The organism is Azomonas agilis (genome assembly GCF_007830255.1).
GTDB classification, from domain to species: Bacteria; Pseudomonadota; Gammaproteobacteria; order Pseudomonadales; family Pseudomonadaceae; genus Azomonas; species Azomonas agilis.
The window spans coordinates 62,998-88,014 of sequence record NZ_VLKG01000003.1 but is presented as its reverse complement, the minus strand read 5'-3'; the positions used below and the strand labels follow the sequence as shown (position 1 = coordinate 88,014).

The 25,017-nt window shown below is 53.8% G+C and carries 29 protein-coding genes; 11 read left to right on the top strand and 18 right to left on the bottom strand.

The genetic code is table 11. The features are described from left to right. Nucleotides 1-8 precede the first annotated feature (8 nt). Nucleotides 9-827, bottom strand: coding sequence for a pyrroline-5-carboxylate reductase (gene proC / locus LX59_RS05090; RefSeq protein WP_144570768.1), 819 nt, complete (start codon nt 825-827; stop codon nt 9-11). A gap of 30 nt (nt 828-857) precedes the next feature. Beyond that, the gene (locus tag LX59_RS05085; RefSeq protein ID WP_144570767.1) at nt 858-1,544 is read right to left on the bottom strand and encodes a YggS family pyridoxal phosphate-dependent enzyme; all 687 of its coding nucleotides are present in this window, start codon (nt 1,542-1,544) and stop codon (nt 858-860) included. Nucleotides 1,545-1,610: 66 nt separating this feature from the next. Between LX59_RS05085 and LX59_RS05080 the strand changes: the two genes are divergently transcribed. Together LX59_RS05080 and LX59_RS05075 are read left to right on the top strand one after the other, a co-directional pair. Next, nucleotides 1,611-2,645: a type IV pilus twitching motility protein PilT gene (locus LX59_RS05080; protein WP_144570766.1), complete on the top strand. Its 1,035-nt coding sequence runs from the start codon at nt 1,611-1,613 to the stop codon at nt 2,643-2,645. A 32-nt stretch (nt 2,646-2,677) separates the two neighbouring features. Continuing rightward, the gene (locus LX59_RS05075; RefSeq protein WP_144570765.1) at nt 2,678-3,829 is read left to right on the top strand and encodes a PilT/PilU family type 4a pilus ATPase; all 1,152 of its coding nucleotides are present in this window, start codon (nt 2,678-2,680) and stop codon (nt 3,827-3,829) included. A 16-nt stretch (nt 3,830-3,845) separates the two neighbouring features. Here LX59_RS05075 and trmB read toward each other — a convergent pair whose 3' ends face one another. The 7 genes from trmB to gpmI form a co-directional block, all read right to left on the bottom strand. Beyond that, a complete protein-coding gene (gene trmB / locus LX59_RS05070) occupies nt 3,846-4,571 on the bottom strand; it encodes a tRNA (guanosine(46)-N7)-methyltransferase TrmB (RefSeq protein ID WP_144570764.1) in 726 nt (241 codons plus the stop codon). Nucleotides 4,572-4,663: 92 nt separating this feature from the next. Continuing rightward, nucleotides 4,664-4,993, bottom strand: a complete 330-nt coding sequence (locus LX59_RS05065) for a hypothetical protein (RefSeq protein ID WP_144570763.1) — start codon at nt 4,991-4,993, stop codon at nt 4,664-4,666. Nucleotides 4,994-5,122: 129 nt separating this feature from the next. Continuing rightward, nucleotides 5,123-5,758 carry an FMN-binding negative transcriptional regulator gene (locus tag LX59_RS05060; RefSeq protein ID WP_144570762.1) on the bottom strand — a complete coding sequence of 212 codons (636 nt, stop codon included), beginning with the start codon at nt 5,756-5,758 and terminating at the stop codon, nt 5,123-5,125. Nucleotides 5,759-5,794: 36 nt separating this feature from the next. Beyond that, nucleotides 5,795-6,589, bottom strand: coding sequence for a thiazole synthase (locus LX59_RS05055; protein WP_144570761.1), 795 nt, complete (start codon nt 6,587-6,589; stop codon nt 5,795-5,797). A gap of 57 nt (nt 6,590-6,646) precedes the next feature. After that, nucleotides 6,647-6,847 carry a sulfur carrier protein ThiS gene (thiS, locus tag LX59_RS05050; RefSeq protein ID WP_144570760.1) on the bottom strand — a complete coding sequence of 67 codons (201 nt, stop codon included), beginning with the start codon at nt 6,845-6,847 and terminating at the stop codon, nt 6,647-6,649. A 102-nt stretch (nt 6,848-6,949) separates the two neighbouring features. Continuing rightward, nucleotides 6,950-7,318 (bottom strand): DUF423 domain-containing protein, encoded by a 369-nt coding sequence (locus LX59_RS05045; RefSeq protein WP_144570759.1) that lies wholly within the window; start codon nt 7,316-7,318, stop codon nt 6,950-6,952. A 56-nt stretch (nt 7,319-7,374) separates the two neighbouring features. Next, entirely contained in the window at nt 7,375-8,910 is a 1,536-nt protein-coding gene (gene gpmI, locus LX59_RS05040) for a 2,3-bisphosphoglycerate-independent phosphoglycerate mutase (protein ID WP_144570758.1), read from the bottom strand. 137 nt (nt 8,911-9,047) lie between these two features. Between gpmI and LX59_RS05035 the strand changes: the two genes are divergently transcribed. Genes LX59_RS05035 through secB form a run of 3 tightly spaced genes read left to right on the top strand, consistent with a single transcriptional unit; the run spans nt 9,048 to nt 10,249 of the window. Further along, nucleotides 9,048-9,461 (top strand): rhodanese-like domain-containing protein, encoded by a 414-nt coding sequence (locus LX59_RS05035; RefSeq protein WP_144570757.1) that lies wholly within the window; start codon nt 9,048-9,050, stop codon nt 9,459-9,461. A 1-nt stretch (nt 9,462) separates the two neighbouring features. After that, the gene (gene grxC / locus LX59_RS05030; protein ID WP_144570756.1) at nt 9,463-9,717 is read left to right on the top strand and encodes a glutaredoxin 3; all 255 of its coding nucleotides are present in this window, start codon (nt 9,463-9,465) and stop codon (nt 9,715-9,717) included. 40 nt (nt 9,718-9,757) lie between these two features. Next, complete coding sequence (gene secB / locus LX59_RS05025) at nt 9,758-10,249, top strand: protein-export chaperone SecB (protein WP_144570755.1); 492 nt, start codon at nt 9,758-9,760, stop codon at nt 10,247-10,249. A gap of 68 nt (nt 10,250-10,317) precedes the next feature. Here the strand turns inward: secB and trmL are convergent, their stop codons facing one another. Beyond that, complete coding sequence (trmL, locus tag LX59_RS05020; protein ID WP_144570754.1) at nt 10,318-10,791, bottom strand: tRNA (uridine(34)/cytosine(34)/5-carboxymethylaminomethyluridine(34)-2'-O)-methyltransferase TrmL; 474 nt, start codon at nt 10,789-10,791, stop codon at nt 10,318-10,320. Here trmL and LX59_RS05015 point away from each other — a divergent pair. Both LX59_RS05015 and LX59_RS05010 read left to right on the top strand, forming a co-directional pair. Further along, nucleotides 10,790-11,242 (top strand): hypothetical protein, encoded by a 453-nt coding sequence (locus LX59_RS05015; protein WP_144570753.1) that lies wholly within the window; start codon nt 10,790-10,792, stop codon nt 11,240-11,242. The two genes, trmL and LX59_RS05015, sit on opposite strands and share 2 nt — an antisense overlap. Before the next feature lie 164 nt (nt 11,243-11,406). Beyond that, complete coding sequence (locus LX59_RS05010) at nt 11,407-13,089, top strand: Na/Pi cotransporter family protein (protein WP_144570752.1); 1,683 nt, start codon at nt 11,407-11,409, stop codon at nt 13,087-13,089. Here the strand turns inward: LX59_RS05010 and waaA are convergent. After that, nucleotides 13,086-14,396 (bottom strand): lipid IV(A) 3-deoxy-D-manno-octulosonic acid transferase, encoded by a 1,311-nt coding sequence (gene waaA, locus LX59_RS05005; RefSeq protein ID WP_144570751.1) that lies wholly within the window; start codon nt 14,394-14,396, stop codon nt 13,086-13,088. The genes LX59_RS05010 and waaA overlap by 4 nt on opposite strands. A 338-nt stretch (nt 14,397-14,734) precedes the next feature. Here waaA and LX59_RS05000 point away from each other — a divergent pair, with 338 nt between their 5' ends. From LX59_RS05000 to LX59_RS04990, 3 genes are read left to right on the top strand one after another with little or no spacing between them, the layout of a single operon-like run. Then, a complete protein-coding gene (locus LX59_RS05000) occupies nt 14,735-15,904 on the top strand; it encodes an NAD(P)/FAD-dependent oxidoreductase (protein ID WP_144570750.1) in 1,170 nt (389 codons plus the stop codon). Continuing rightward, a complete protein-coding gene (locus LX59_RS04995; protein ID WP_144570749.1) occupies nt 15,901-16,710 on the top strand; it encodes an aldo/keto reductase in 810 nt (269 codons plus the stop codon). The genes LX59_RS05000 and LX59_RS04995 overlap by 4 nt, the downstream gene beginning before the upstream one ends. Nucleotides 16,711-16,744: 34 nt before the next feature. After that, on the top strand, nt 16,745-17,719 hold the full coding sequence (locus tag LX59_RS04990) for a metal ABC transporter ATPase (RefSeq protein ID WP_246118680.1): 975 nt from the start codon (nt 16,745-16,747) through the stop codon (nt 17,717-17,719). A 62-nt stretch (nt 17,720-17,781) separates the two neighbouring features. Here the strand turns inward: LX59_RS04990 and trhP are convergent, their stop codons facing one another. The 3 genes from trhP to LX59_RS04975 form a co-directional block, all read right to left on the bottom strand. Beyond that, nucleotides 17,782-19,155, bottom strand: coding sequence for a prephenate-dependent tRNA uridine(34) hydroxylase TrhP (gene trhP / locus LX59_RS04985; RefSeq protein ID WP_144570748.1), 1,374 nt, complete (start codon nt 19,153-19,155; stop codon nt 17,782-17,784). A gap of 94 nt (nt 19,156-19,249) precedes the next feature. Continuing rightward, on the bottom strand, nt 19,250-19,678 hold the full coding sequence (locus LX59_RS04980; protein WP_144570747.1) for an organic hydroperoxide resistance protein: 429 nt from the start codon (nt 19,676-19,678) through the stop codon (nt 19,250-19,252). 177 nt (nt 19,679-19,855) lie between these two features. Continuing rightward, nucleotides 19,856-20,308, bottom strand: a complete 453-nt coding sequence (locus LX59_RS04975; protein WP_144570746.1) for a MarR family winged helix-turn-helix transcriptional regulator — start codon at nt 20,306-20,308, stop codon at nt 19,856-19,858. 208 nt (nt 20,309-20,516) lie between these two features. On the opposite strand from LX59_RS04975, the gene LX59_RS04970 reads away from it, so the two are divergent. Beyond that, entirely contained in the window at nt 20,517-21,767 is a 1,251-nt protein-coding gene (locus tag LX59_RS04970; protein WP_144570745.1) for a VWA domain-containing protein, read from the top strand. A gap of 66 nt (nt 21,768-21,833) precedes the next feature. Here LX59_RS04970 and LX59_RS04965 read toward each other — a convergent pair whose 3' ends face one another. The 4 genes from LX59_RS04965 to LX59_RS04950 all read right to left on the bottom strand — a co-directional run bounded on the left by LX59_RS04965 (nt 21,834) and on the right by LX59_RS04950 (nt 24,970). Continuing rightward, nucleotides 21,834-22,412, bottom strand: a complete 579-nt coding sequence (locus tag LX59_RS04965) for a TerD family protein (protein ID WP_144570744.1) — start codon at nt 22,410-22,412, stop codon at nt 21,834-21,836. A gap of 31 nt (nt 22,413-22,443) precedes the next feature. Then, entirely contained in the window at nt 22,444-23,019 is a 576-nt protein-coding gene (locus LX59_RS04960; protein WP_144570743.1) for a TerD family protein, read from the bottom strand. Nucleotides 23,020-23,195: 176 nt separating this feature from the next. Continuing rightward, a complete protein-coding gene (locus LX59_RS04955) occupies nt 23,196-24,383 on the bottom strand; it encodes a TerD family protein (protein ID WP_144570742.1) in 1,188 nt (395 codons plus the stop codon). Continuing rightward, nucleotides 24,380-24,970, bottom strand: coding sequence for a TerD family protein (locus LX59_RS04950; protein ID WP_144570741.1), 591 nt, complete (start codon nt 24,968-24,970; stop codon nt 24,380-24,382). The genes LX59_RS04955 and LX59_RS04950 overlap by 4 nt, the downstream gene beginning before the upstream one ends. Nucleotides 24,971-25,017 lie beyond the last annotated feature (47 nt).

Below are 25,017 nucleotides of genomic sequence, written 5' to 3'. Positions count from 1 at the left end.
TATCCTCGTTATTGACCCAGTTGCGTTGCTAATTCGGCGGATCTTTTGGCCGCTGCTGTTAATGCTTGACTGACCAAGGCCTCAAAATCCCCATTTTGTAGGATTTTAATGGCAGCTTCTGTAGTGCCATTGGGGGAGGTGACGCGGCGGCGCAGTTCGTCGGGGTTTACATCGCTGTCGCAGGCCATACAGGCTGCACCCAAGGCCGTTTGTAAGGTCAGATGGGTGGCCGCTTCTGGGCTGAGTCCCAACTGTTGACCGGCTTGGATCATGGCTTCCATCAACAGGAAGAAATAAGCCGGGCCGCTGCCAGAGACTGCGGTTACGGCATCCATCTGGGCTTCTTTATCCACCCAAAGCACTTGGCCGACTGCGAGTAGGAGTTTTTCGGCCTGCTGGCGCTGTAGGGGGGTTACTTCAAAGCTGGCGAATAAACCGCTGACCCCTTGGCGCAGTAAAGCCGGGGTATTGGGCATACAGCGCACCACAGGGCGCACGCCTAACCAACTCTGCAAGCTGTTGCAGGTAATTCCAGCGGCAATGGAGACCACCAAAGCCTGAGGCGGTAATTGGTTAGCTAACTCTAAACAGACGGATTTAATGATTTGAGGTTTGACGGCCAAGACAACGATATCGGCCCCCGCTACCGCTTCTTGGTTATCGGTAAACACCTGCACACCGTAGGCGGCGTTTAATAGGGAGCGCGACTCAGCCCCTGGCGCACTGGCCCGAATGGATTTAGCCTCCATGCCCTGAGCCCGCAGGCCACCAATCAAACTGGTGGCCATATTTCCTGCACCTACAAAGGCAATCTTTAGGTTTTTCATACATATTCCTGAGTAAATAGCTCAATGAGCCTAGGCGTAATGGCGAGCCCCAAAGAGTGCCGTTCCGATGCGCACCCAAGTCGCTCCTTCAGCAATGGCGGCCTCTAAGTCCTGACTCATACCCATCGACAGGGTATCCAGTGCCAGCTCATCCACCAAGGGGTTAAACAAGGCCTTGAGCCGAGCAAAAGCCGCTCGCTGTGCCTGTACGTCCTCGGTGGGGGCTGGAATGGCCATCAGGCCGCGTAAGCGCACTCGGGGCAAGGCGGCAATACTACGCGCTAAAGCGGCTACTTCCTGCGGCGGGCAGCCGGATTTGCTGTCCTCGGCGCTGACATTCACTTGCAGGCACAGATTCAGCGGGGGTAGATGTTCGGGGCGTTGCTCGGACAAGCGCTGAGCAATTTTTAACCGATCCACCGAATGCACCCAGTCGAAGTGCTCAGCAATAGCGCGTGTTTTATTGGACTGAATGGGGCCGATAAAGTGCCAGCATAGCGGCAGATCCCTAAGCTCCGCCTGCTTGCTCAGAGCTTCTTGCAGATAGTTTTCGCCAAAATCACGTACGCCTGCGGCGACGACCTCGCGGATGGCTTCTGCGGGTTGGGTTTTGCTCACCGCCAACAAGCCCACTGATTCAGGGGTACGCTCAGCCTCGATACAGGCGTTTTGGATGCGTGCGCTAACCTTTGCAATATTCTCTGCGATCGTGGACATTTACCGGGCCTGCCGCTCAAGGGGTTGGGCGGCATTTTACCTGCTTGATCGTACTTGGGGAGTATTATGGATATTACCGAACTGTTGGCCTTCAGTACCGCTCAGGGCGCTTCCGACTTGCATCTGTCTGCGGGGATGCCGCCGATGATCCGCGTGGATGGCGATGTGCGCCGGATTAATCTGCCGCCTATGGAGCACAAGGAGGTGCACGCCCAAATTTACGAGATCATGAACGACAAGCAGCGGCGTGATTTTGAAGAGTTTCTGGAAACCGACTTTTCCTTTGAAGTGCCGGGTTTGGCGCGCTTTCGGGTGAATGCCTTTAACCAGAACCGAGGCGCCGGCGCGGTATTTCGTACCATTCCCTCTCGCGTGTTGACTATGGAAGATTTGGGGCTGGGCGATACCTTTCGTCGTGTCACCGAGTCGCCACGCGGTTTGGTGCTGGTAACTGGGCCCACCGGCTCGGGTAAGTCCACCACCTTGGCGGCCATGCTGGATTATTTGAACAGCAACACCTATCAGCACATTCTCACCATTGAAGACCCCATCGAATTTGTGCATGAATCCAAGAAAAGCCTGATCAACCAGCGGGAAGTCCACCGAGATACCCTCGGCTTTGCCGAAGCGCTGCGTTCCGCTCTGCGTGAAGACCCGGACGTAATTCTGGTGGGCGAGATGCGTGATTTAGAAACCATACGCTTAGCCCTCACTGCCGCCGAAACCGGCCACTTGGTATTCGGAACCCTGCACACCACCTCAGCGGCTAAATCCATCGACCGGATCGTGGATGTATTCCCCGCCGAGGAAAAATCCATGGTGCGCTCCATGCTTTCCGAGTCCTTGCAGGCGGTGGTTTCTCAATCCTTGCTGAAAAAGATCGGCGGTGGACGGGTCGCAGCCCACGAAATCATGATTGGTACACCGGCCATCCGTAACCTGATCCGTGAAGATAAAGTGGCGCAGATGTATTCATCCATCCAGACCGGCGGTGCTTTGGGCATGCAGACTCTGGATATGTCGTTGAAAAATTTAGTCTCCAAGGGGCTGATTGCCCGTGATTCGGCGCGGGCTCTGGCTAAAATTCCCGATAATTTTTAAGCCTTAACGGCTGCTAGAAAGGAGGTTTGCGCATGCACTTTGAAGCCTTGTTACAGAGGATGGTGGATCAAAAAGCCTCCGATTTGTTTATCACCACCGGCATTCCGCCGTCGTTAAAGATCAACGGCAAAATCCATGCGGTGGAGGACACAGCGCTGTCGCCCGAAGCGGCCACCAGCACGGTGTTGGGCGTGATGACCGAGCAACAGCGCCAAGACTTTGCCAAGTACCACGAATGCAACTTTGCCATCAGTGCTTCGGGGATTGGGCGTTTTCGGGTCAGTGCTTTTTACCAGCGCAATCAAGTGGGCATGGTGCTGCGGCGCATCGAAACCCAGATCCCGAGTGTGGATCAGCTCAAGCTCCCTGCGATTATCAAAGACTTGGCCATGACCAAACGGGGCTTGGTGCTGTTTGTGGGCGCGACGGGTACGGGTAAATCCACCTCGTTGGCGGCCATGTTGGGTTATCGCAACCAAAATTCCAGCGGCCACATCATCACCATTGAAGACCCCATTGAGTTTTTGCACCGCCATCAAGGCTGCATCGTGACCCAGCGGGAAGTAGGGATGGATACCGACTCCTTTGAAGTGGCGCTGAAAAATACCCTACGCCAAGCCCCAGACGTAATTTTGATCGGTGAGGTGCGTACCCGTGAAACCATGGATTACGCGGTGGCCTTTGCCGAAACGGGCCATCTGTGTCTGGCCACCTTGCACGCCAACAACGCCAACCAAGCCTTGGATCGGATTATCAACTTTTTTCCGTCGGATCGGCACAATCAGGTGTGGCTGGATTTATCTCTGAACCTGAAAGCCATTGTCGCCCAACAGTTGATTCCTACACCGGATGGTAAAGGGCGGCGCGCGGCCATTGAGGTGCTGATCAATACACCCTTGGTGAGCGATTTGATCCGCAAGGGCGCAGTGCATGAGCTGAAGCCCTTGATGAAGCGCTCCACCGAACAGGGCATGCAGACCTTTGATCAGGCACTGTACCAACTCTATAACGCCGGAGAAATCACCCACGAAGATGCTTTATTGCATGCAGATTCGGCGAATGACCTGCGTTTGATGATCAAGTTGGGCTCGGAAACTCAGGGCGAGCAACTCAAGCAAACGACCGGTAGTCTGCACCTGAGTTTGGCAAACGACGATGATCCACCCCCAACCCGTTATCGTTGAGGGAGTATGCCTTTAGTTACGCGCAGCGCTGAAATTTTAAATCCCATACGCCGTGTCCCAAACGCTCACCCCTGCGCTCGAATTTAGTCACTGGGCGTTCTTCGGGGCGCGGCACATAGCGGCCATCTTCGGCCAGATTACGGTAGCCGGGGGCAACGCTCATCACTTCCAGCATGTATTCGGCGTAGGGTTCCCAATCGGTGGCCATGTGCAGCACGCCGCCGGGTTTTAACTTCTGCCGCACCAGCTCGGCAAAGGCCGGTTGCACGATACGGCGTTTGTGGTGGCGACTTTTGTGCCAAGGATCGGGGAAGAACAGCAGCACGCGATCCAGACTGGCATCGGCCACGCATTGGCGCAGTACGTCTAAGGCATCGCAACTGTACACGCGCAGGTTGGTTAAGCCTTGGGTCAAGGCACCGTTGAGTAAGGCTCCTACGCCCGGTTTATGTACTTCAACACCGATAAAGTCGATGTCCGGTGCCGCAGCGGCCATTTCTAGGGTGGAATGGCCCATGCCAAAGCCAATCTCAAAGGTGCGTGGCGCTTGGCGGCCAAAGGTTTGCTCAAAGTTGAGAGGGCCTGATTCCAGCTCCAGCCCAAAACGTGGCCATCCCTGTTCTAGCCCCCGTTGTTGGCCTTCGGTCATACGGCCAGCGCGAATCACAAAGCTGCGGATAGGGCGTTTTTTCAGATCTTCTGAAGATTCAGAGACTGGGAGGTTGTCTAGGGTTTGGGTCATAGTGGTTTTGTCAATGGCTTAGTCAAAAGACACCCCTACACTTTTATTAAGTACAGAGGGGGACGGAGTGGAAAGGATAGGGGGTCGCTCGCCTAGATTTCCTCGATATAGCGCACTGCGGACTGCTTGAGAAAGACACGCTTATCATTCGATCCCTTGAGCACCAGCATGCCCTCCCAGCCGGAGAGCGAGAATTGGCCGTCTTCAGTTGTGGAACATCCAAGAAACTGAACACCCTTAAAGCAGCGACCATCACTGAGGTGCGCATTGTACAGGATGCCCGTGTGAATATTGTCCTCAATAAACGGCAGCGACTTTTCACGAACTTTGTGGCGTTTTTTAGCTTTGAGCTTCGAAGAAAGGCAGCTCCACACAACCATGAGGAGGATGACTCCAGCAATGACCATCCATATTTCCGGCATGCTAGTTTCCTTTCCACAATGAGCATTAGCGTTCATATATTCATGCTCTAACGCCGAAGTTCGATTGCCATCGGAGAGGATCCATTGGAGTGTTTTGTTAGGTTAGGGCGCGAAGGCACGGCTATAAAGTCACTCGGTTCCATAAGCTCGTATCAGTTGCGCCATTTGATTGGGTACCTCAGAGCCGGCTTCAAGTAAGCCTTGCGCGACGGACTGCTGATTCGAAGGAGGCTGGTTTTGACTGACCTTCCATTTGCCTTGCAAACGCTTGATCGTAAGCTCAATGCCCATAGTATTAGCCAGCAACTTATTGGTGAACTCAGGTGGTGCATCAGCAACCCGCCATGGATGACTTTGTGTAGCTTCGCATTGATCCGTTAGACGGGTGACTATTTGCAGCACTTGTGTTGGGTCATGGATAGCTTTGAGTGAGCAATGGGCGTGAACTACTGCATAGTTCCAAGTGGGTACAACCCTGCCCGACTCAAGCTTAGTCGCATATAAGTTGGGTGAGATGTAGGTGGACGGTCCTTGAAATACAGCGAGTAACTCTTGGTCTTGGGCTATTTGCCATAGTGGATTGTTCTTGGCGATATGTCCGAGAAGTCGACCCTTTGAGTTTTGCGCCGCTTCGTACACAAGCGGAATGTGATCAGCAGTCAATCCATTCGCGCTGTTGTGAATAATGGTTGCGAGGGGAAACCCCTCGATCAAATTGACAAGCGCCGCAAGACTATTTTCTTGGAAGTGTGGAGGACAATACATAATCTTTGAAGGCGCTTAACAGATGTTATTGGGATATCAGCGAATCAGTCCTTCCAAAGGCGAGGAAGCGCTGGCGTAGAGTTTTTTCGGCATCCGTCCGGCCAAGTAGGCCAAGCGTCCGGCTTCGATGGCGTATTTCATGGCTTGAGCCATCAGCACTGGATGTTGGGCGTGGGCGATGGCGCTGTTCATCAGCACGGCTTCGCAGCCTAGCTCCATGGCAATGGTGGCATCTGAGGCGGTACCGACACCGGCATCCACCAGCACTGGCACCTTGGCTTCTTCCAAGATGATGCGCAGGTTGTAGGGGTTACAGATGCCTAATCCGGTGCCAATCAGACCGGCTAAGGGCATCACGGCGATGCAGCCGATATCTGCTAACTGGCGGGCGATGATGGGGTCGTCACTGGTGTACACCATCACATCAAAGCCTTCTTTAACCAGCACTTCAGCGGCTTTGAGGGTTTCGATCACGTTGGGGAACAGGGTTTTTTGATCGGCTAAGACTTCCAGCTTCACCAGCTTATGGCCGTCCAATAATTCGCGGGCCAGACGGCAGGTGCGCACGGCTTCTTCGGCGGTATAGCAGCCGGCGGTATTGGGCAGAATGGTGTAGCGGTCGGGGCTGATGACTTCCAGTAGGTTGGGTTCGCCGGGGTTTTGGCCGATGTTGGTACGGCGCACGGCTACGGTGACGATTTCAGCGCCGGAAGCTTCAATAGCGTCGCGGGTTTCGTCGAGGTCTTTGTATTTCCCCGTACCTACCAGAAGGCGTGATTGGTAGGTACGGCCAGCTAGGGTAAAGGGCTTGTCGGTAACAGCGGTGGTCATGGGGATTCCTCAAAGGCGTTCAGTGGACGAAAGGGTGATGCCTAAAGCCTTGGAGGTCTAACCTCCGCCGATGGCTTGCACCACTTCAACACGGTCACCATCCTTGAGTGGCGTACGGGCATGTTGGCTGCGGGGTACGATGTCCTGATTGAGCTCGACCGCAATACGGCGGCCGGTTAACGCCATCTGCTCGATCAAATCAGCCAGCGTCTGGCCGTCCGGCAGTGCGTAGGGTTCGCCATTCAACTGGATCTGCATACTGATAAGTCATACTCAGGTTAGAGGTTGGGTAGTTTATCCCCGATCAGGATAAAGCGGCTACAGAGGTGCTTTGGGGTAGGCCGCTTCTTTATTTATTGATCAGCGAATTCGCCATGCGGTCACACCGAGTATCAGCCAAGCCAACATAAAGATCATGCCCCCCAAAGGAGTGGCAAAACCTAGATTAAGATCCCATAAAGTACGCAAATACAGAGTGCCGGAGAATCCTAAAATACCCAGAGTAAAGAGTACGCCTGAGGCATTGATCCATAAGCTGGGACGATACAGGGCTAAAATCCCGACCCCTAATAAGGCTAAGGCATGAATCTGTTGGTAATGCACAGCGGTGCGAAATACCTCCAGCAGCTCAGGGGTAAAGCGACTTTTTAACCCGTGGGAACCCCAAGCCCCTAATGCAACGCTGGTTGCGCCAAATAAAGCGGCTAGGCTGATAAAGCATCGTCCCATGATCTAACCTCCATTGAATAAGAGTGGGAAAGCACAGGGGCTTTCCCAAAAGGGTATTAAGCAGGCTGCAACAGCGATTGGCCGGTCATTTCCGCTGGTTTGGGCAGCGCCAAGAGTTGCAGCAAGGTCGGGGCTACATCAGCCAGCACACCCCCTTCGCGCACGCTGAGCGGACGGGAGCCCACATAAATAAAAGGCACCGGCTCACAGGTGTGGGCGGTGTGGGCTTGGCCGGTGCTTTCGTCGGCCATTTGCTCCACGTTGCCATGATCGGCAGTGATCAGAGCTTCGCCACCGACTTTTTCTAACGCGGTAACGATGCGCCCTAAACAGCTATCCAAGCATTCCACGGCTTTAACTGCTGCCTCGAATACTCCGGTGTGGCCCACCATATCGCCGTTAGCGTAGTTGGCGATGATCACGTCGAAGCGCTGTTGCTCAATGGCTTCCACGATGCGGTCGGTGACTTCAGCGGCGCTCATTTCCGGTTGCAGGTCGTAGGTAGCTACCTTGGGCGAGGGAATCAGAATGCGCTCTTCCCCCGCGAAGGGCTCTTCCTGTCCCCCAGAGAAGAAGAAGGTCACATGGGCGTATTTTTCCGTCTCAGCGATGCGTAACTGGGTTTTACCTTGGTTAGCTAGGTATTCGCCCAATACGTTGGTCAGGCTTTCGGGGCCAAAGGCGCAGGGCGCGGGGATGTCTGCTGCGTACTGAGTCAGCATCACAAAGCCCGCTAGTTTAGGTACGCGGCTGCGAGTGAAGCCGCTGAATTCAGGCTCCACAAAAGCGCGAGTCAGTTCGCGGGCACGGTCGGCGCGGAAGTTCATAAAGACTACGGCATCGCCGTCTTCAACCTGTACTGGAGCACCTATACTCGTGGCCGCCACAAACTCATCGCTTTGGTCACGAGCGTAGGCGGCGTGTAAGCCTTCTAGGGCGGTAGCGGCTTGGTGGGCGGACTGGCCTTCTACGATTAGGTTGTAGGCTGCTTCTACGCGCTCCCAACGGTTATCGCGATCCATAGCGTAGTAGCGCCCGATCAGGCTGGCGATGCGTCCTTTACCCAGCTTGGTGAAGTTGGCCTCCACCGCTTCAATGAAGGGTTGGGCGCTTTTGGGCGGCGTATCGCGGCCATCCAAAAAGGCGTGCAGGTAAATCTGTTTCGCCCCGCGACGGACGGCTAATTCGGCCATCGCCATTAAATGATCTTGGTGGCTGTGTACGCCACCATCGGACAGCAAACCGAGGATATGCACCGCTTTACCTGTGCTAACGGCTTTATCCACCGTTTGGGTCAGTACGGGGTTATCAAAAAACTCACCATCGCGGATGGCTTTGGTGACGCGGGTCAGGTCTTGGTACACCACGCGACCGGCCCCCAAGTTCATGTGGCCGACTTCCGAGTTGCCCATCTGGCCATCGGGCAAGCCTACGTCCATGCCGCTGCCTGAAATCAGGCCATGAGGGTAGCGGCTGTAGAGTCCATCCAATACGGGCTTGTGGGCGGCTAAGACCGCGTTGGAAGAGGGATCTTCACTGTAACCAAAGCCATCAAGGATAAGCAGTACCAGAGGTTTAGGCGCAGCAGGCATGGGGCAATTCCTAGTGTGAGGTACAAAGAGCAAGTCAAAGAGTCTACTGACTGCTTTGCCACGGGTCATCCGTCTTAGGGTTCAGCCGACCGAGGGGGCTGTGTATACTGCGGCGATTTTATCTCGCCGGATCTGCCCTGATGAGCCATTTGATCGAATTCATCGCTAACCATTACATCCTGTGCACCCTTTTTGTAGCGCTGGTCATCCTGATTGTGATGCACGAAATGGGGCGAGGCGGTAAAAGCCTGAGCCCGCGTGAGCTGACCCAGTTAGTCAATCAGGGAACCGCCTTGGTGGTTGATGTCCGTGCCAAAAAGGACTTTGATACCGGCCATATTGTGGATGCCCTCAATATTCCCTATGAAAAACTAGAAACTCGCCTCACCGAATTGGAAAAATATCGGGATAAGACCCTGATCGTAGCCGATGCTATGGGGCAACATGCAGGCGCTGCTAGCCTGATCCTGAAAAAAGCCGGTTTTGAAGTCGCCAGACTCTCCGGTGGAATAGTAGGCTGGAGGGGTGACAACCTACCCGTGGTGAAATGACATGCCCGATATTCTGATTTACACCAGTGCCACCTGCCCTTATTGCATCCGTGCTAAGGGATTATTGAGCCAAAAAGGGGTTCCTTTTCAGGAAATCAGCGTGGACGGCAAGCCTGAGGTTCGGGCTGATATGGCTCAGAAAGCGGGGCGTACTTCGGTGCCACAAATTTGGATCGGTGATCGCCATGTGGGAGGCTGTGACGACTTATTTGCCCTAGAGCGATCCGGTCAATTAGAGCCCCTATTAAGCGCCTAAATTCGTTCATATTTCATTTATTTTTGGGAATTTGCGTTCTATGACTACTGCTGCTGCCAACGATACAACCATCCCAGAAGGCCCACAGTTTGCCTTACAACGGGTGTATGTGCGTGACCTGTCTTTTGAAGCGCCTAAAAGCCCGGAAATTTTCCGCAAAGATTGGAAGCCGGGGATTTCTTTAGACATCAACACCCGCCAAAATCATCTGGATAACCACTTTTACGAGGTTATTTTGACGCTCTCTGTCACCGCTCAAACCGGTGATGAAGTGGCCTTTATTGCGGAAGTGCAGCAAGCCGGTATCTTTTTAATCAAAGGGCTGGATGAAGATAACCTGAGCCATACGCTAGGAGCTTTTTGCCCCAGCATCTTGTTCCCCTATGCCCGCGAAACTTTGGATAGCCTAGTGATTCGGGGAACCTTCCCAGCCCTAATGCTGGCTCCGGTTAACTTCGACGCTCTCTACGCTCAAGAGCTGGAAAACAAACAGCAGCAAGCAGAATCCGCAGCTCCTCATACTCTGAACTAACAGGGGTAGCTCTTTACCTAGCCGATGAGCGCTAAAGCTTGCGCTCTCGCTAGGCATTAGGATCAATCCTAGGGCATTGCAAAACCCTGTTGTCGCCACGCCTCGTACACCGCTACCGCCACGGTATTGGATAAGTTCAGGCTACGGCTATCGGGATGCATGGGTAGGCGCAGACGCTGGGCTGTAGGAATTGCCTCGCGCACTTCGGGCGGCAGGCCACGGGTTTCTGGGCCAAACAAGAGCACATCCCCTACTTGATAGGACACGCGATCAAAACCTTGACTGCCCTTGGTGGTAAAGGCAAATAACCGAGGATTGGTAAGGCTCATCTGTAGGTGCGTTAAGCAGGCCTCTAAGCTGGCATGGCGTTGCACTTGGGCAAATTCGTGGTAATCCAAACCGGCGCGGCGTAAGCGTTTATCGTCCAGCTCAAAACCCAGTGGTTCAATAAGGTGCAGCTTACACCCCGTATTGGCGCATAAACGGATGATGTTGCCGGTATTCGGTGGAATTTCCGGCTCAAAGAGGACAACCTGAAACATGCAAAGCACCCAAGTAGAAGATGAGGACTATTCTACTGTGCCCGAGGATTGGCGGCGGCCCCTTTGGATACGTTTTCTAGCTTCTTTGGCGCTGTTGGGGTTTTTGGTAGGGTTGATGATTGGTCGCTTGACGGATTCTCCTGCGCGTCTTTTGGAGGTTCAGCCTTTGGAGCAGGGCTTAGCTTTGTATTTCGATCATCGTCCCAAATTGCAGGAGCAGTGGCATGAGGGTACCTTTTCCCTGTTGATTGATGCTTGGGGAGTGCCACAAAAGGGGCAGGTTCGAGTGCAGGATGCTTTGGTGAATTGGCGCTTGAATCCTTTGGTGCAAACTCAGCTTAAACAGCAACTGTCCTTGGGGTTTGTGGCCGTACGTCCCTTACAAGCCCGTTGGTCTCAAAAGGAAGTTGAGCAGGGTTGGCGCTTAGAGATTGAACTTAACGCGCTGTAACTTCGTCCTAATATTCTATATTGGCCATTGTTTTGCTTGGTTTTTCTGGCTAACACTGAATTTTAGCCCTTAAGTTGTGCAGTTCTTTGTAGTACGGCACGGGAATAGGCTGCCTCAGTCTTTGGCAGCACACCTTCACTGACCTTAATGCTGGGACTACCCTCATGCTCACCTTACTGCATTTGCTTTCTGCCATTGCCTTGTTGTTGTGGGGTGTGCATATCGTCCGCACCGGCATCATGCGGGTTTATGGCTCACAGTTGCGCCATATTTTGGGTAAGGGAATGACCCATACGCCCTTGGCCTTTGCCACAGGTCTGTTGGTGACGGCCTTGGTGCAAAGCAGTAACGCTACGGCCATGCTGGTGACGTCTTTTATCGGTCAAGCCTTGATGACCTTGCCAACGGCCTTAGCGGTGATGTTGGGGGCGGACGTGGGAACGGCACTGATGGCGCGGGTGTTAACCCTAGATCTGTCGTGGTTATCGCCGCTTTTGACCCTCGTTGGAGTCAGCCTGTTTCTGTCCCGTAAACAGACCCGTTTAGGACAGCTTGGGCGCGTTTTGATCGGCTTAGGTTTAGTGATTTTAGCCTTGCAGTTGATCGTCACCGCCGCCGAACCCATCACCGCCGCACGGGGTATGGAGGTACTGTTTTCCTCCCTCACTGGCGATACCTTATTGGCGGCTCTGTTGGGGGCTATTTTTGCGCTGGTCAGCTATTCCAGCTTGGCAGCGGTGTTACTGACTGCAACCCTAACCGATGCAGGCCTAATCGGTTTACCTGTGGCCTTGGGGGTGGTGATCGGTGCCACCATCGGTAGTGGTCTATTGGCATGGATGAATGCCAGTGTGCAATCACCGGCAGCACGGCAACTGGCTTTGGGTAATTTGTTGTTCAAAATGGCGGGTTTACTGTTACTGCCAGTGATTGACCCTCTGGTTGGTTTGATTCAGCTCACTAAGCTCGACCCAGCGACTCTGGTGATTGGCTTTCATCTGGTCTACAACACCACTCGCTGCCTGCTGCAATTGCCGCTGATTTACCTGATGGCCCATATTTGCCAAAAATTGTTGCCAGAATACAAGCAGCCGGATGTAGTGGCGCGCCCCCGTCATCTGGATTCGGGGGCTTTGGATACGCCCAGCTTAGCTCTGGCTAATGCGGTGCGCGAAACTCTGCGCATTGGCGATTTGGTGGACAGTATGCTCAATCGGGTACAGGTCGCTCTGCATGAAGATCGCCCCGGTCTGGACGATGAAATTCGGCGTTTAGATAACGATATTGATGCGCTGTACAACGCGGTTAAACTCTACTTGGCCCGCTTACCTCGTGATGAACTCAGCGAAGAAGAAAGCCGCCGTTGGGCTCAGATCATTGAGTTGGCGGTGAATCTGGAGCTAGCGGGTGATTTGATCGAGCACATGCTGGGCAAAATTCATAACCCGAAAACCCTCAGTCGTCGGGCATTCTCTAAGGATGACTTGGAGGAGCTAAGCTGTTTGCTAGGCCATCTGGCGGATAATTTACGCTTAGGTCTGTCAGTGTTTTTGTGTGGCGATGAGCGCAGTGCTCGGCAATTGGTGATTCAAAAACATGAGTTCCGTCATCATGAGCGCAAGCTAGCCCATGCCCATGTAGATCGCCTGCACGAGCGCGTTTTGGAGAGTTTGGAAACCAGCTCCACCCATTTGGAGCTGATTGCCGATATGCGCCGCCTAAACTCTCTGTTCTGTAGCCCAGCCTATGCGGTACTTGAGCGCGTTCAACCCTCAATCGAAAGCCTATTGTTGGGCAATGAAGCCAGCCAACATACGCTAACGCGCCTTCCAGCCTCAAAGGTCTAAGCCTCTTGAGCTTCCAGTTTGGCAGAAGATTGAGCGCGGGGCTCCAACCAGCGCTTCAAGCCGATCAGAACCCGTGATAAGGCTCCTTGATTATTACGCAGTACGTTTAACCCAGCTTGTCCCATCTGTTGACGGCGTTCTGGGTTTTGCAGCAAGCGCAGTAGTTTTTCGTACAGAGCCTTGGCATTGGCCACCTGATCCAAGGCTCCGGCCTGATGCAGTTGGCGGGCGATTTCTAAAAAATTAAACAGGTGAGGGCCCGTTAGAATGGGCAATTTAAGGGCCGCAGGCTCTAACAGGTTATGCCCACCGTGGGGAATTAGACTTCCACCTACAAAAGCGACATCTGCCAGCGCGTAGAACAGAGGAAGTTCTCCCATGCTGTCCACCAACAGCACCTGATGCTTAGGGGTTACAGGTTGCTTGCTGGAGCGTTGTATGAGGTTAAAGCCTTCCGCCAAGCAGAGTTGAGAGACTGAGGCGAAACGCTCGGGATGGCGTGGCACTAAAATCAACAACGCATCGGGCAGCTTGGCTAATAAGCGGCGCTGAATCTGCAACAAGGGAAGATCTTCGCCTTCGTGAGTGCTAGCAGCAATCCAGATGGGTCGATCCTCAGCATGCCATGCGGTGCGTAACTCCTTGGCCTCGGGAGGGATGGCTGGATCAATCCGCTGATCAAACTTAACCGAGCCTGTTACCGTAATATGCTTTGGGCTAACCCCTAAAAACCGAAAGCGGCGGGCTTCTGTCTCGGTTTGTACCGCTACCCAATCTAACTGAGCAAACATCGGGCGGGTTAAGGCTGAAAAGCGCGCATAGCCTCGTGCTGAACGCGCCGATAAGCGGGCATTAACCAGCGTGCAAGGAATACCTTGGTGATGGCATTGGTTGATGTAATTAGGCCAAAGCTCGGTTTCCATCATGATGGCCAGCCGAGGTTGGACGCGCTTTAGAAAGCGTTTAGCGGCCCAAGGAGTATCGTAGGGCAGATAGCAGTGTTGCACGCTGGAGCCAAATAGAGCTTGGATGCGCTCTGAGCCGGTGGGGGTCATGCCCGTTATGGTGATAGGGCAGTCGGGATAGCGGGCTTGCAGGGCGCGTACTAAAGGAGCAACCGCAATGCTTTCCCCCACAGACACGGCATGAATCCAAATTCCGTTGGTTTTAAGTACAGGGAAACGCACTGCAAAGCGCTCGACCAAGCGCTGGCGGTAGGCCGGAGTGCTGCGCGAACGCCACAGTAAACGGCAAAAAATCACCGGCAGGGCCAAGTACACCAGCAGGCTATAGAGGGTTCGATTCATGAACGATGGGCCATTAGGGTTAAAAATTCGATTTATTTTTACACAACCTTCCTTGAGGCACGGACTACCCTATCCTATTACATCGAGATGCGACCAATCCGCACACTGATTGGGGTTATAAGTCTCATCGTTAAAACTTATATCCTAGCGTTCTACTGAGGCAACTGTTCTCTAACCCGTGGAAAATAGGGGCACTTTGGTTGTCGCCAAAGTGTCATGGCAAACTCATAGTCTCGCCCTTAACAAAACAGCACACAGCCCCGTTTTGTTCTTTATCAGACTTTTCTGCCATAAGGCTGTTTATACTGCCAGCCCTCCGGTTTTCTGTGAGTACCTCTATGGCCCACTTCAGCACCGATATTTTGATCCTTGGTGGCGGCATTGCCGGTCTGTGGCTGAATGCCCGTTTGCGCCGTCTGGGATACGCAAGCCTCGTGCTGGAGTCGTCGTACTTAGGGGGCGGGCAGACCGTTAAATCCCAAGGCATTATTCATGGCGGAACCAAGTATGCCTTGCAAGGGATATTGACCGGCTCCTCTGAAGCTATTGCGGAAATGCCCAAGCGTTGGCGAGCAGCCTTGCAGGGAGCAGGAGAGCTGGATTTATCCGGGGTTAGGGTGCTATCTAAGGCACACTACCTTTGGTCGCCGGGGTCACTGGCCAGTAACTTGACCAGCTTTTTTGCCAGCAAAGCCATGCGTGGTCGCGTGACGGCTACGGCTGGGAAAGACCTTCCCCTACCCCTGCAAAATCCGGCCTTTAAAGGGCGAGTCTATGCCTTGGATGAGCTGGTGCTGGACGTACCCAGCTTGATCCAGCGTCTGGTGCAGCTCTGTGGCGATAGCCTAATCCAAGCTCAGCATCTGGAGCCCTTTTACCAAGACCAGCAACTCAGTGGTGTGGTCGTCGAAGGACAGGTTATTCAGGCCCAGCGCATCGTGCTCTGTGCCGGAGCCGGAAACGCCGACTTATTAGATCAACTCGCCCTGACTCAGCCACACATGCAGACGCGCCCGCTGCATATGGTGTTGGTCAAAGCGCCCAGCTTGCAGCCTTTGTATGCACACTGCTTGGGGGTAGGCCCAAAACCTCGCATCACTATTACCAGCCATCCGACTGCTGATGGGCAGTGGCTGTGGTATTTGGGCGGCGATCTGGCCGAAGCCGAAGGTGTAGCCCGTGATTCAGCCGCCCAAATTCATCAAGCCCGGCGAGAATTAGAGCAACTGCTGCCTTGGCTGGATCTATCCCAATCCCAATGGGCGACCCTGCGCATTGATCGCGCAGAGCCCGCGCAGTCCGGTTTGGTACGCCCTGATAATGCCTTTTTAAGCGAACAAGGCCGACTGCTGATCGGTTGGCCTACCAAGTTAGCTTTAGCGCCTGACCTCAGTGATCGGGTGCTTAATGCGTTGGAAGCGGCGCAGATTCGGCCTCAAGCCTCTGTGATACGTCCTAATCTTCCAGTACCTTCGGTGAGTCCACCCTTTTGGGAGGGATTGCTATGAGTTCTTTAGAGTCATTCTGGCGGCCCTTGGGCCACACCGGATTGCGGGTTTCTCCTCTTGGCTTTGGTACGGTCAAACTCGGGCGCGATCAAGGGGTGAAATACCCCGATCAATTTCAAATCCCAGATGACCGTCAGGCGGCGCAGCTCTTGGCATTGGCGCAGGATTTAGGCATTAATTTACTGGATACAGCGCCCGCCTATGGCCGCAGCGAAGAGCGTTTAGGGCAACTGCTGCGTGGGCAGCGGGATCAGTGGGTGATCGTGAGTAAAGTGGGCGAGGAGTTTGAGCAAGGCCAATCCCACTTTGACTTTTCTGCCCAACATACCCGCTACTCGGTAGAGCGCAGCCTCAAGCGTTTAAATACCGATCGTTTGGAGTTAGTGCTGGTGCATTCCGACGGTCGGGACTTGGAGATTTTGGAACAAACTGAGGTATATCCCACTTTAGAAGCCCTCAAACGAGAGGGAAAAATTCTTGCCTACGGATTTTCAGGTAAAACGCCGGCGGGCGGCTTGCGTGCTTTGGAGCGGGGTGATTGTGTCATGCTCACCTACAATCTAAACGAGCAGCAGGAAGTTGTAGTGATTGAGCAAGCAGCCCGCCAAGGTAAAGCGGTACTGATTAAAAAAGCTTTAGCCAGTGGACATGCTTGTTTAGACACTACCGATGATCCTGTACGCCGTAGCTGGGAGTTACTGCTGCGCCAACCGGGAATTAGCAGCATCATCGTAGGCACAATTAATCCGCAGCACCTGCGCGAAAACGTTGCTCAGGCACTGGCGGTACTAGAACAACAAATCTGACGCGTGATGCGTTCCCTTTTCGACGGAGACTGCTATGCCGAAAGTACTGGTCCGCAAGAACCCCGCCGCCTTCAAGACACTGCCGTTGTTTGTCGAGGCTACCCCAGAAAGCCTGAGTTATCAGAGTTTGGGGACTCCTTTAAACTTTACGCAGATGCTGGAGCGTCGTCGGCCGGTTGCAGTGAATGACTCCAATCGCTTTGGTTTAGAGTTAGCGAACTTAGGGGTATCCATCCGTTTAACCCTACGCTGGCAAGGACGCGATTACTGGGTTTTAGTACGCCAACAACGTCATGATCGCGGTGATGTGGTGCTCAAATTGCTTTCAGGTTATGTACCGGCCCATGAGCTGAACCTGCCACTGTTTACCGCCGTGCAAGAAATCGCCGAAGAGTGTTTGTTAGAAACCCCGGAGGGGTGGCTAACTGGGCGTTTTGGCAATATCTGGCTCTCTACGCCCTATACCGATTTGCACTATCGAGAGGCCGCTCCCTTCCGTCTGCATGCCCGTAGTGGTGCTGCTCGGCCAGTATACTGTGGTGCAACGCCCTTAGTTGAGCGTCCTAGAGCCTATGTGCATTTGCCCACCGCCTCCTTGCAGTTGGTATATGACATGTATATGGAGTTGCCCAAAGGCGTTCAAAACCTCAGCCTGTTCCATGTGGACGAGCGGGTGGAGGAAGGTAAGCTGGTGGCCAGCTTAGAGCGTAGCCGCCCTGATCTGTACCTGATTCCCCTTGTCCAAGGATTGCCTTGTGATGAGCTGTTTACCCTACGCAAAGGGCAGCTCACTCCTGCCAGTACGCGGGGGCTTTGGCTGGCAGAAAGCTTTGCGCCCCAAGAGGGGTGGGTGGTACGCGATGAGCGTATTAGCTGGAAGGATTGGCTAGCCCACCGGCCCAATGGTCGACCCAAGGCCACCTTAACGCGCTTAACGCCCCGCCCAAATCTGGACTCCACGGCAATAACCTCAGCCAGCGTGCTAGAGATCGCCGCTCAGCCTGCCTAAGCAGATTGAGTCAGTAACTTTGGGGGAGTTTTGATCAGACTCCCCTAAGGTTTCTGCTTTTGTTAGCCCCGGGTGCTGCTGCCGCTATCTAAATCGCGCATCAGCAGAGCGTATTGCAAATCCACGCTTTCGGGGATTGGGATGTACAGGGTATGGCCGTCGCCGGGAGCTACTTCCGCCCGTTCACCGCGTTTATTCTCCAGCGCTTCAAGGCGGAAATTCAGGTTGCCTTGTGGGGTCATCAGCTCCAGCGTATCGCCCAAGGCAAAGCGGTTTTTCACCTGTACTTCGGCCAGACCGTTGCGGCGCTCGCCGGTCAGTTCACCTACAAATTGCTGGCGCTCGGATACCGAATAGCCATAGGCGTAGTTCTGGTATTCGTCATGCACATGGCGGCGCAAAAAGCCCTCGGTGTAGCCGCGATGGGCGAGGGATTCCAGCGTATCCATTAGGGACTTGTCGAAGGGTCTGCCGGCTACCGCATCGTCGATGGCTTTGCGGTACACCTGCGCGGTGCGGGCCACGTAGTAGTGAGATTTGGTACGGCCCTCGATTTTCAACGAATGCACGCCCATCTGCACCAAGCGCTCCACATGCTGTACGGCACGCAGGTCTTTGGAGTTCATGATGTAGGTGCCGTGTTCGTCCTCGAAGGCTTCCATAAACTCGCCGGGGCGGTTGGTTTCCTCCAGCAGCATCAGCTTATCGGTGGGTGCGCCGCTGCCGAGGGTGGGCTCAATCTGCACCAGTTGCGGTTGGGCCGGTTTGGGTTCGTTCAGCGGCAGAATATTGCCCAGCTCGTCCTCTTTGCCTTCGATGGTTTGGTATTCCCAGCGGCAGGCATTGGTGCAGGTGCCTTGGTTGGGGTCGCGGTGGTTCAAGTAGCCTGAGAGCAAGCAGCGCCCGGAATAGGCCATGCACAGGGCACCGTGCACAAACACTTCTAACTCAATCCCCGGAACCTGTTGGCGAATATCCGCGATTTCTTCCAATGACAGCTCACGGGAGAGGATGGTGCGCGTCAGCCCTTGTCGCCGCCAAAACTCCACGCTGGCCCAGTTCACCGCGTTGGCTTGCACCGACAGATGCACCGGCATCTCAGGGAAATGCTCACGCACCAGCATGATCAGGCCGGGATCGGACATGATCAGCGCATCCGGTTGCATCTCAATCACCGGCTGCATGTCCTTGAGGAAGGTTTTCAGCTTGGCGTTGTGGGGGGCAATGTTCACCACCACATAAAACTGTTTGCCTTGGGCATGGGCCTCGTTAATGCCGATGGCCAGATGCTTGTGGTCAAAGTCGTTGTTGCGTACCCGCAGGCTGTAGCGCGGCTGTCCGGCATACACCGCATCCGCTCCGTAGGCGAAGGCGTAGCGCATGGATTTAAGGGTGCCCGCCGGGGACAGCAGTTCGGGACGAAAGGGAGCGCTCATGGGGTGGTGACTCGCAAGCAACGGGAAAGACGGGGCATTTTACCTCGGTTGCCCCGCCAAACCCATGCCTACTCAGATAGCAGGCTCAGTGCGCTTAGTGAACCAGACTGAGTTTTACGTCGATGTTGCCCCGAGTGGCGTTGGAGTAAGGGCAAACGATGTGAGCGCGCTCGATCAGGGTATTGGCTTCTTCAGCGCCTAAACCTGGCAGGCTGATGCGCAGTTCTACTTCAATACCGAAGCCGGTAGGGATAGGCCCAATACCGACACTGCCTTCCACACTTACATCAGCGGGGATGTTTAGCTTGTCGCGGGCAGCCACAAACTTCATCGCCCCCAAGAAGCAAGCGGAGTAACCGGCGGCAAAGAGTTGTTCTGGGTTGGTGCCGGGGCCGCCCGCGCCGCCCAGTTCTTTCGGGGTGCTGAGGGTGACTTCCAGCACGCCATCGGAGGAAACGGCTTTGCCTTCACGGCCGCCAGTGGCTTTGGCTTGAGCGCGGTATAGAACTTTTTCGATGGACATGGTGTTACTCCGTATAAAAAGAATAATCAGGCTGTGCTAAGAAAGAACAGCAACCACCGATTGCAGACTGGTGTCCTTGCTGCTGAGATTTAATTTAGCGTAATTTTATTTTGTGTGCAAAATAAATTGCGACGAACGGCGGAGATCAGCCAATCAAGGCGCCGTTCGTTGACAGGGTTATAGGTGTAGCTGAAGGGCGTTACGCAGTTGGACTAGGCTGTTTTGCAGCTCTGTGAGCTGCGCTCTGCTCTGTCCGCTGTTTTGCACCACGCAGGCGGGAATGGATTTGGCTTTTTCCTGCAAAGCCTTGCCAGCATCGGTTAAATACAGCTCAACCACGCGCTCGTCGGAGCTGCTGCGAATGCGCCGAATAAAACCTTCAGACTCTAAGCGTTTGAGTACAGGAGTTAGGGAGCCAGGGTCAGTCAGAAGACGCGCACTGATCATCCCTACCGTAATCCCATCGCCTTCCCAGAGCACCAGCATGGCCAAATATTGGGGATACGTCAGTCCCAGAGGTTGCAGCAACGGTTTATAGATTTTGGTCATCAGCAAGGAGGTAGAGTACAGAGCAAAGCAGAGCTGATGGTCCAATAACAGTTCGGAGCAGGTATCTGATGTTTGGGTCATGGCCATTCTCCCCCTTAATGTCTGTACTCTCCAATTTATCGTGCCAAGGGCTTTCAGGCTAATGGATTAGATCAAATCATGCCGATTCATTGGGAGTTTTGTGTATTGGGGTGTTCCATCATGGGTCTGTACAGGGTAGGGTCAGTCAGCCTTTGCCAAGGCCCAATTTTAGGTAAGGGCCAATATTGATCCTTCAAGGAAGTCGTTTATGCATATTAGCCAAGGGCAACGGATGCCGTTGTCAAACCTCGTGCAAGGCCAACAACTGTCTTTTGTGATCCAGATCCAATCGCCCCTCAATATTGATCTTGTCTGCTTCGGTTTAGATGCTCAGGGGCAATTGTCGGATGATCGCTACATGACGTTTTTCAACCAGCCCAATACACCTTGCCAAAGTGTGCAGCAGCGAGGGATGGATGAATTTGCCGTAGATCTGGCCAAGCTTCCAGCCAGTATTGAGCGTCTGGTGTTTACCGCCGCCATTGATGGATCTGGGGCCATGCACGATATTCAAGCCAGCTCATTTAGCATCAAAAATGCGCAGGGCCTGATTGTCGCTAACTGTCCCTTCAGCGGTTCAAATTTTGCCGCTGAAAAAGCCATCATGTTGGCGGATATCTACCGTAAGGATGGCCAGTGGCGTATTGCCTCAAACCTGCAAGGCTTTAACGAAGGGCTGGCGGCTTTGGTGAAGCACTTTGGCGGTGAAATAGCGGATGAGCCCAGTCCCGCTCCTGAGCCTGCTCCGGTCAAGGTAGCGCTGGAGAAAAAAATTGCCGCCGCCGCTCCGCATCTGGTCAGCTTGGCTAAAAAAGCCCAAGTCAGTCTGGAAAAAGCTCAGCTCACTGAAGTCAAGGCACGGGTGGCTTTGGTGTTGGATGCTTCCGGCTCCATGAACAACCAATACTCCCGAGGGCGGGTACAGGAAGTAGTGAATCGCCTGATCCCGCTGGCCGTGCATTTTGATGACGATGCTACCATCGACTGCTGGGCCTTTGCTGCCAAACCGCAAAAGCTGTCTGACATCACTTTGGCCAATCACAAGGACTTTATTGCCACCGATCATGAAGGCTGGCGGGATTGGGATGTAGGCAGCCGCGTGAACAATGAGCCCAAGGTGATGGAGCAAGTGATTGCCCACTATCTCGATTACGAAGATCAGGTTCCCGTCTATGTGCTCTTTATCAGCGATGGCGGCGTGAATGAAAATAAAAAAATCACCAAGCTGATGACCGAGGCCGCGCAACGGCCTTTGTTTTGGCAGTTTGTGGGGCTGGGCGGGCGAGGCTACGGCATCCTCGAAAAACTGGACGATTTGACGGGCCGAGTGGTGGATAACTGCAACTTCTTTGCCTTAGATGACCTGCACCAAGTCAGCGAAGAACAGCTTTATGACCAGTTGATGGAAGAGTTTCCAAACTGGATCAAAGCCGCCAAAGCAAAAGCTATCCTCCAATAACGCCCAAGAAACGAAAAGCCCCGTAGGCGAATAACCTACAGGGCTTTTTTATCAATCCACTGGGGATTAACCGATGTTCACACCGTGGGCCTCAGCCAAAGGCTTGAGGCCACCGGCAAAGCCTTGGCCAATGGCTTTGAATTTGAACTCATCGTTATGACGGTAGAGTTCGCCGAAGATCATTGCGGTTTCAGTGGAGGCATCTTCAGACAGATCGTAGCGGGCGATTTCTTTGCCGTCTGCCTTGTTGATGACACGGATGTAGGCATTGGATACCTGACCGAAAGACTGTTTGCGCGCCTCGGCATCGTGGATGGTGACCGCAAACACCAGTTTTTTCACGTCGGCCGCTAAGCTCGTCAGCTTGACACCTACTTGCTCGTCATCGCCTTGGCCTTGGCCGGAGCGGTTGTCGCCCAAGTGCTCAACAGAGCCATCGGCAGACTTTTTGTTGTTGTAGAAAATGAAGCTGGCATCGGTCAAGACTTTGCCATTTTCGCCGGTGATGAAGATGGAGGCATCCAGATCAAACTCGGTACCGTCGGTAACGCGCGGGTCCCAGCCCAAACCTACGATAACCTCGGTCAGGCCCGGAGCTTCTTTAGACAGAGAGACGTTACCGCCTTTAGATAAACTTACAGCCATGATGTGCTTCCTTATCAGTTTGATGGATTAATCAAAAGCTCATGCCATAGCCATTGGCTAAGGCACGCAGGCCGCCGGCATAACCTTGGCCGACAGCACGAAACTTCCACTCGCCATTGTGGCGATACAACTCGGCGAAGATCATTGCAGTTTCTGTCGAGGCATCCTCAGCTAAGTCGTAACGAACAATTTCCACGCCCGTGACTTCGTTGACGATGCGGATGAAGGAGTTGCTGACTTGCCCAAAGCTTTGTTTACGCGCTTCGGCTTCGTGAATGGTCACGGCAAAGGCCACTTTATCGACATTGGCGGGAATCAGGCTTAAATCGACCTTGATCACCTCGTCATCCCCTTCGCCAGCGCCGGTACGGTTATCGCCAGCGTGCTCAACTGAACCCTCTGGGCTTTTCAGTTGGTTGTAGAAAATGAAGTCGGTTTCAGCGCGTACTTTTCCGTTGCTGCCTAGCAGAAAAGCACTGGCATCTAAGTCGAATTCGGTGCCGTCGGTAGCACGAGGATCCCAGCCCAGACCCACTAAAATTTTGGTCAAACTGGGGTCGGTTTTCGACAGAGATAGGTTTCCGCCTTTTTGAAGAGTCAGTGCCATGAAAACAGCTCCTTGTGGTTACTGATGAATTACGGTTTTTTAGTGACCGCTTTTTCTAAGTTCGTTCTTGGGTTTGATCCTGCCCTCATGACTGAGGATGAAACCCAAGAGGGGTGTAATACAAGACTGTGCTCCCAAAGTTGGGCCATTTTTGTTACAGGAGGTTCAGCTTAGAATTATTTAGAGCCAGCACTCCAGCGCATCCCCCAACCATAAGCCTGATCCAGATAGCGATGTCCCTTGTGGAAATCCACCCTCCGGCTGACCTTAACCGCACCGCCCTGATTTTCCAGCAAGGCGATGGCGCACATGGCCAGATTGCCGCCTTCTTCATTCAGCCGTACTTCAATCTCCGGTTGGCCGGGAATAAAAATAGTCACTACGCCATCGGTGGCTTTCCAGTTGGGAGCGCCTTCGTAAATGAAGGCAAAGATCAGGATGCGGCGAATCTCACTCCATTTTTTGCCGTTGATGTGCAGCCATTCGCCGCCCTCTACCGAGCCGGTACGGTCATCGCCCATGAGCTGGATAAAGGGCTCACGATTGAGTGCGCCAAAGCTTTTGCCCAGCGCCTGAACAACGCCTTTATCCCCGTTTTGCAGCTCGTATAGGCAGCCTACGTCCAGATCAACCGAAGTGCTGCGTTTAAAGAATCCGCCACTGCTGCCACGATGCCAATTTAGGTTGACTCGGATTTCTCCAAATCCTGCCGCTGTTTTTTCTAAGCTGATGCTGGAGCGGGTTTTATCCAGAGTGATTTTGCTCAGGCTAACCGAAGGCTTGGTTGCCGCCGCAGGAGTGGGAGCCGGAGCGGGCTTAGGCTCTGGAGCTGGTTGAATGGGGGTGGGGTTAGCGGTTGGAGCGGCGACTTCTACCCCAAAGTGCTTGGCCAAAGGCTCTAAGCCACCGGCAAAGCCTTGGCTAACGCAGCGAAATTTCCAAGCGCCTTGGCGGCGGTAGAATTCACCAAGAATCAGGGCCGTTTCCCGCATCCCTTGAGTGGGAATCTGAGCCTCAATGCCTCCGCTGATGGTCAGGGCTAGGTGGGCTACGCGGTCGAAGGCGGCTTTGTTTTCGTACAGGGTGGCAGTGAAAGCTAGCTTCTCTACGGCGGCATCCAGCCTACTCAGATCTAAGCTGAATTTTGCAGTGCCCATTGAACCGGCGCTGAGCTGAACCGCGCCGCCTAAAATCTGGGGCTGGCCGTAAAAGCACATATCACCGTCACCGCGCACTTTACCGGCTGCGGTCAGGGCAAAGGCTGAGATGTCCAAATCCACGCCGGGAACGGGGCTGTACTGGATATCAACCTGCAATGGGCCAGTGGTTACAGGGGCATTAGCGCCCGGCGTTAGCTGGGTCATGGGCGCACCGCCTGAACCGCTAGGCTAACCAGATCTTCTGCAGTGCGGCCTTGGGTAGGTTGGCCAATGGCTTTGAACTGCCAGCCCTCCTGTTCTCGGCTTAAACTGGCCATGATGACCCCGGTATGGGAGCCTTTTTCCGACAGATTAAACCGTGCCAATTCTTGGTTGTCGGGTTGGCTGAGGAGGCGGCAATAGGCGTTTTCAACCTGATCAAAGCTTTGTCCGTGAAAGCTGTTCACGGTGAGGATCAGATAATGGACGTTAGCGGGCAGGTGCTGTAGGTCAACGTAGATCACCTCATCGTCCCCGTCACCCTCTCCGGTTAGGTTGTCGCCGGAGTGCTGGACGGAGCCATCTTTAGATTCCAGTTGACAGAACCACACCATATCCAAGGAATTAAACTGGCTGTCCAATAGAATGCAGGAGGCATCTAAATCAATGGAGTTGCCACTGCCCAGCAGTTTAGACAGAAAGCCGGTGGATTTTACAGGGTCCCATCCCAGACCCAAACGGAGGGTACTGAGTGGGGTTCCAGCGGTTTTTTCCAGAGAAATGCTCTGATTTTTTGCCAGACTGAGTGCCATGTTTGGGCTCCTTCCTGATAAGAGGTTAAGGCCTTGCCATTGGGCGT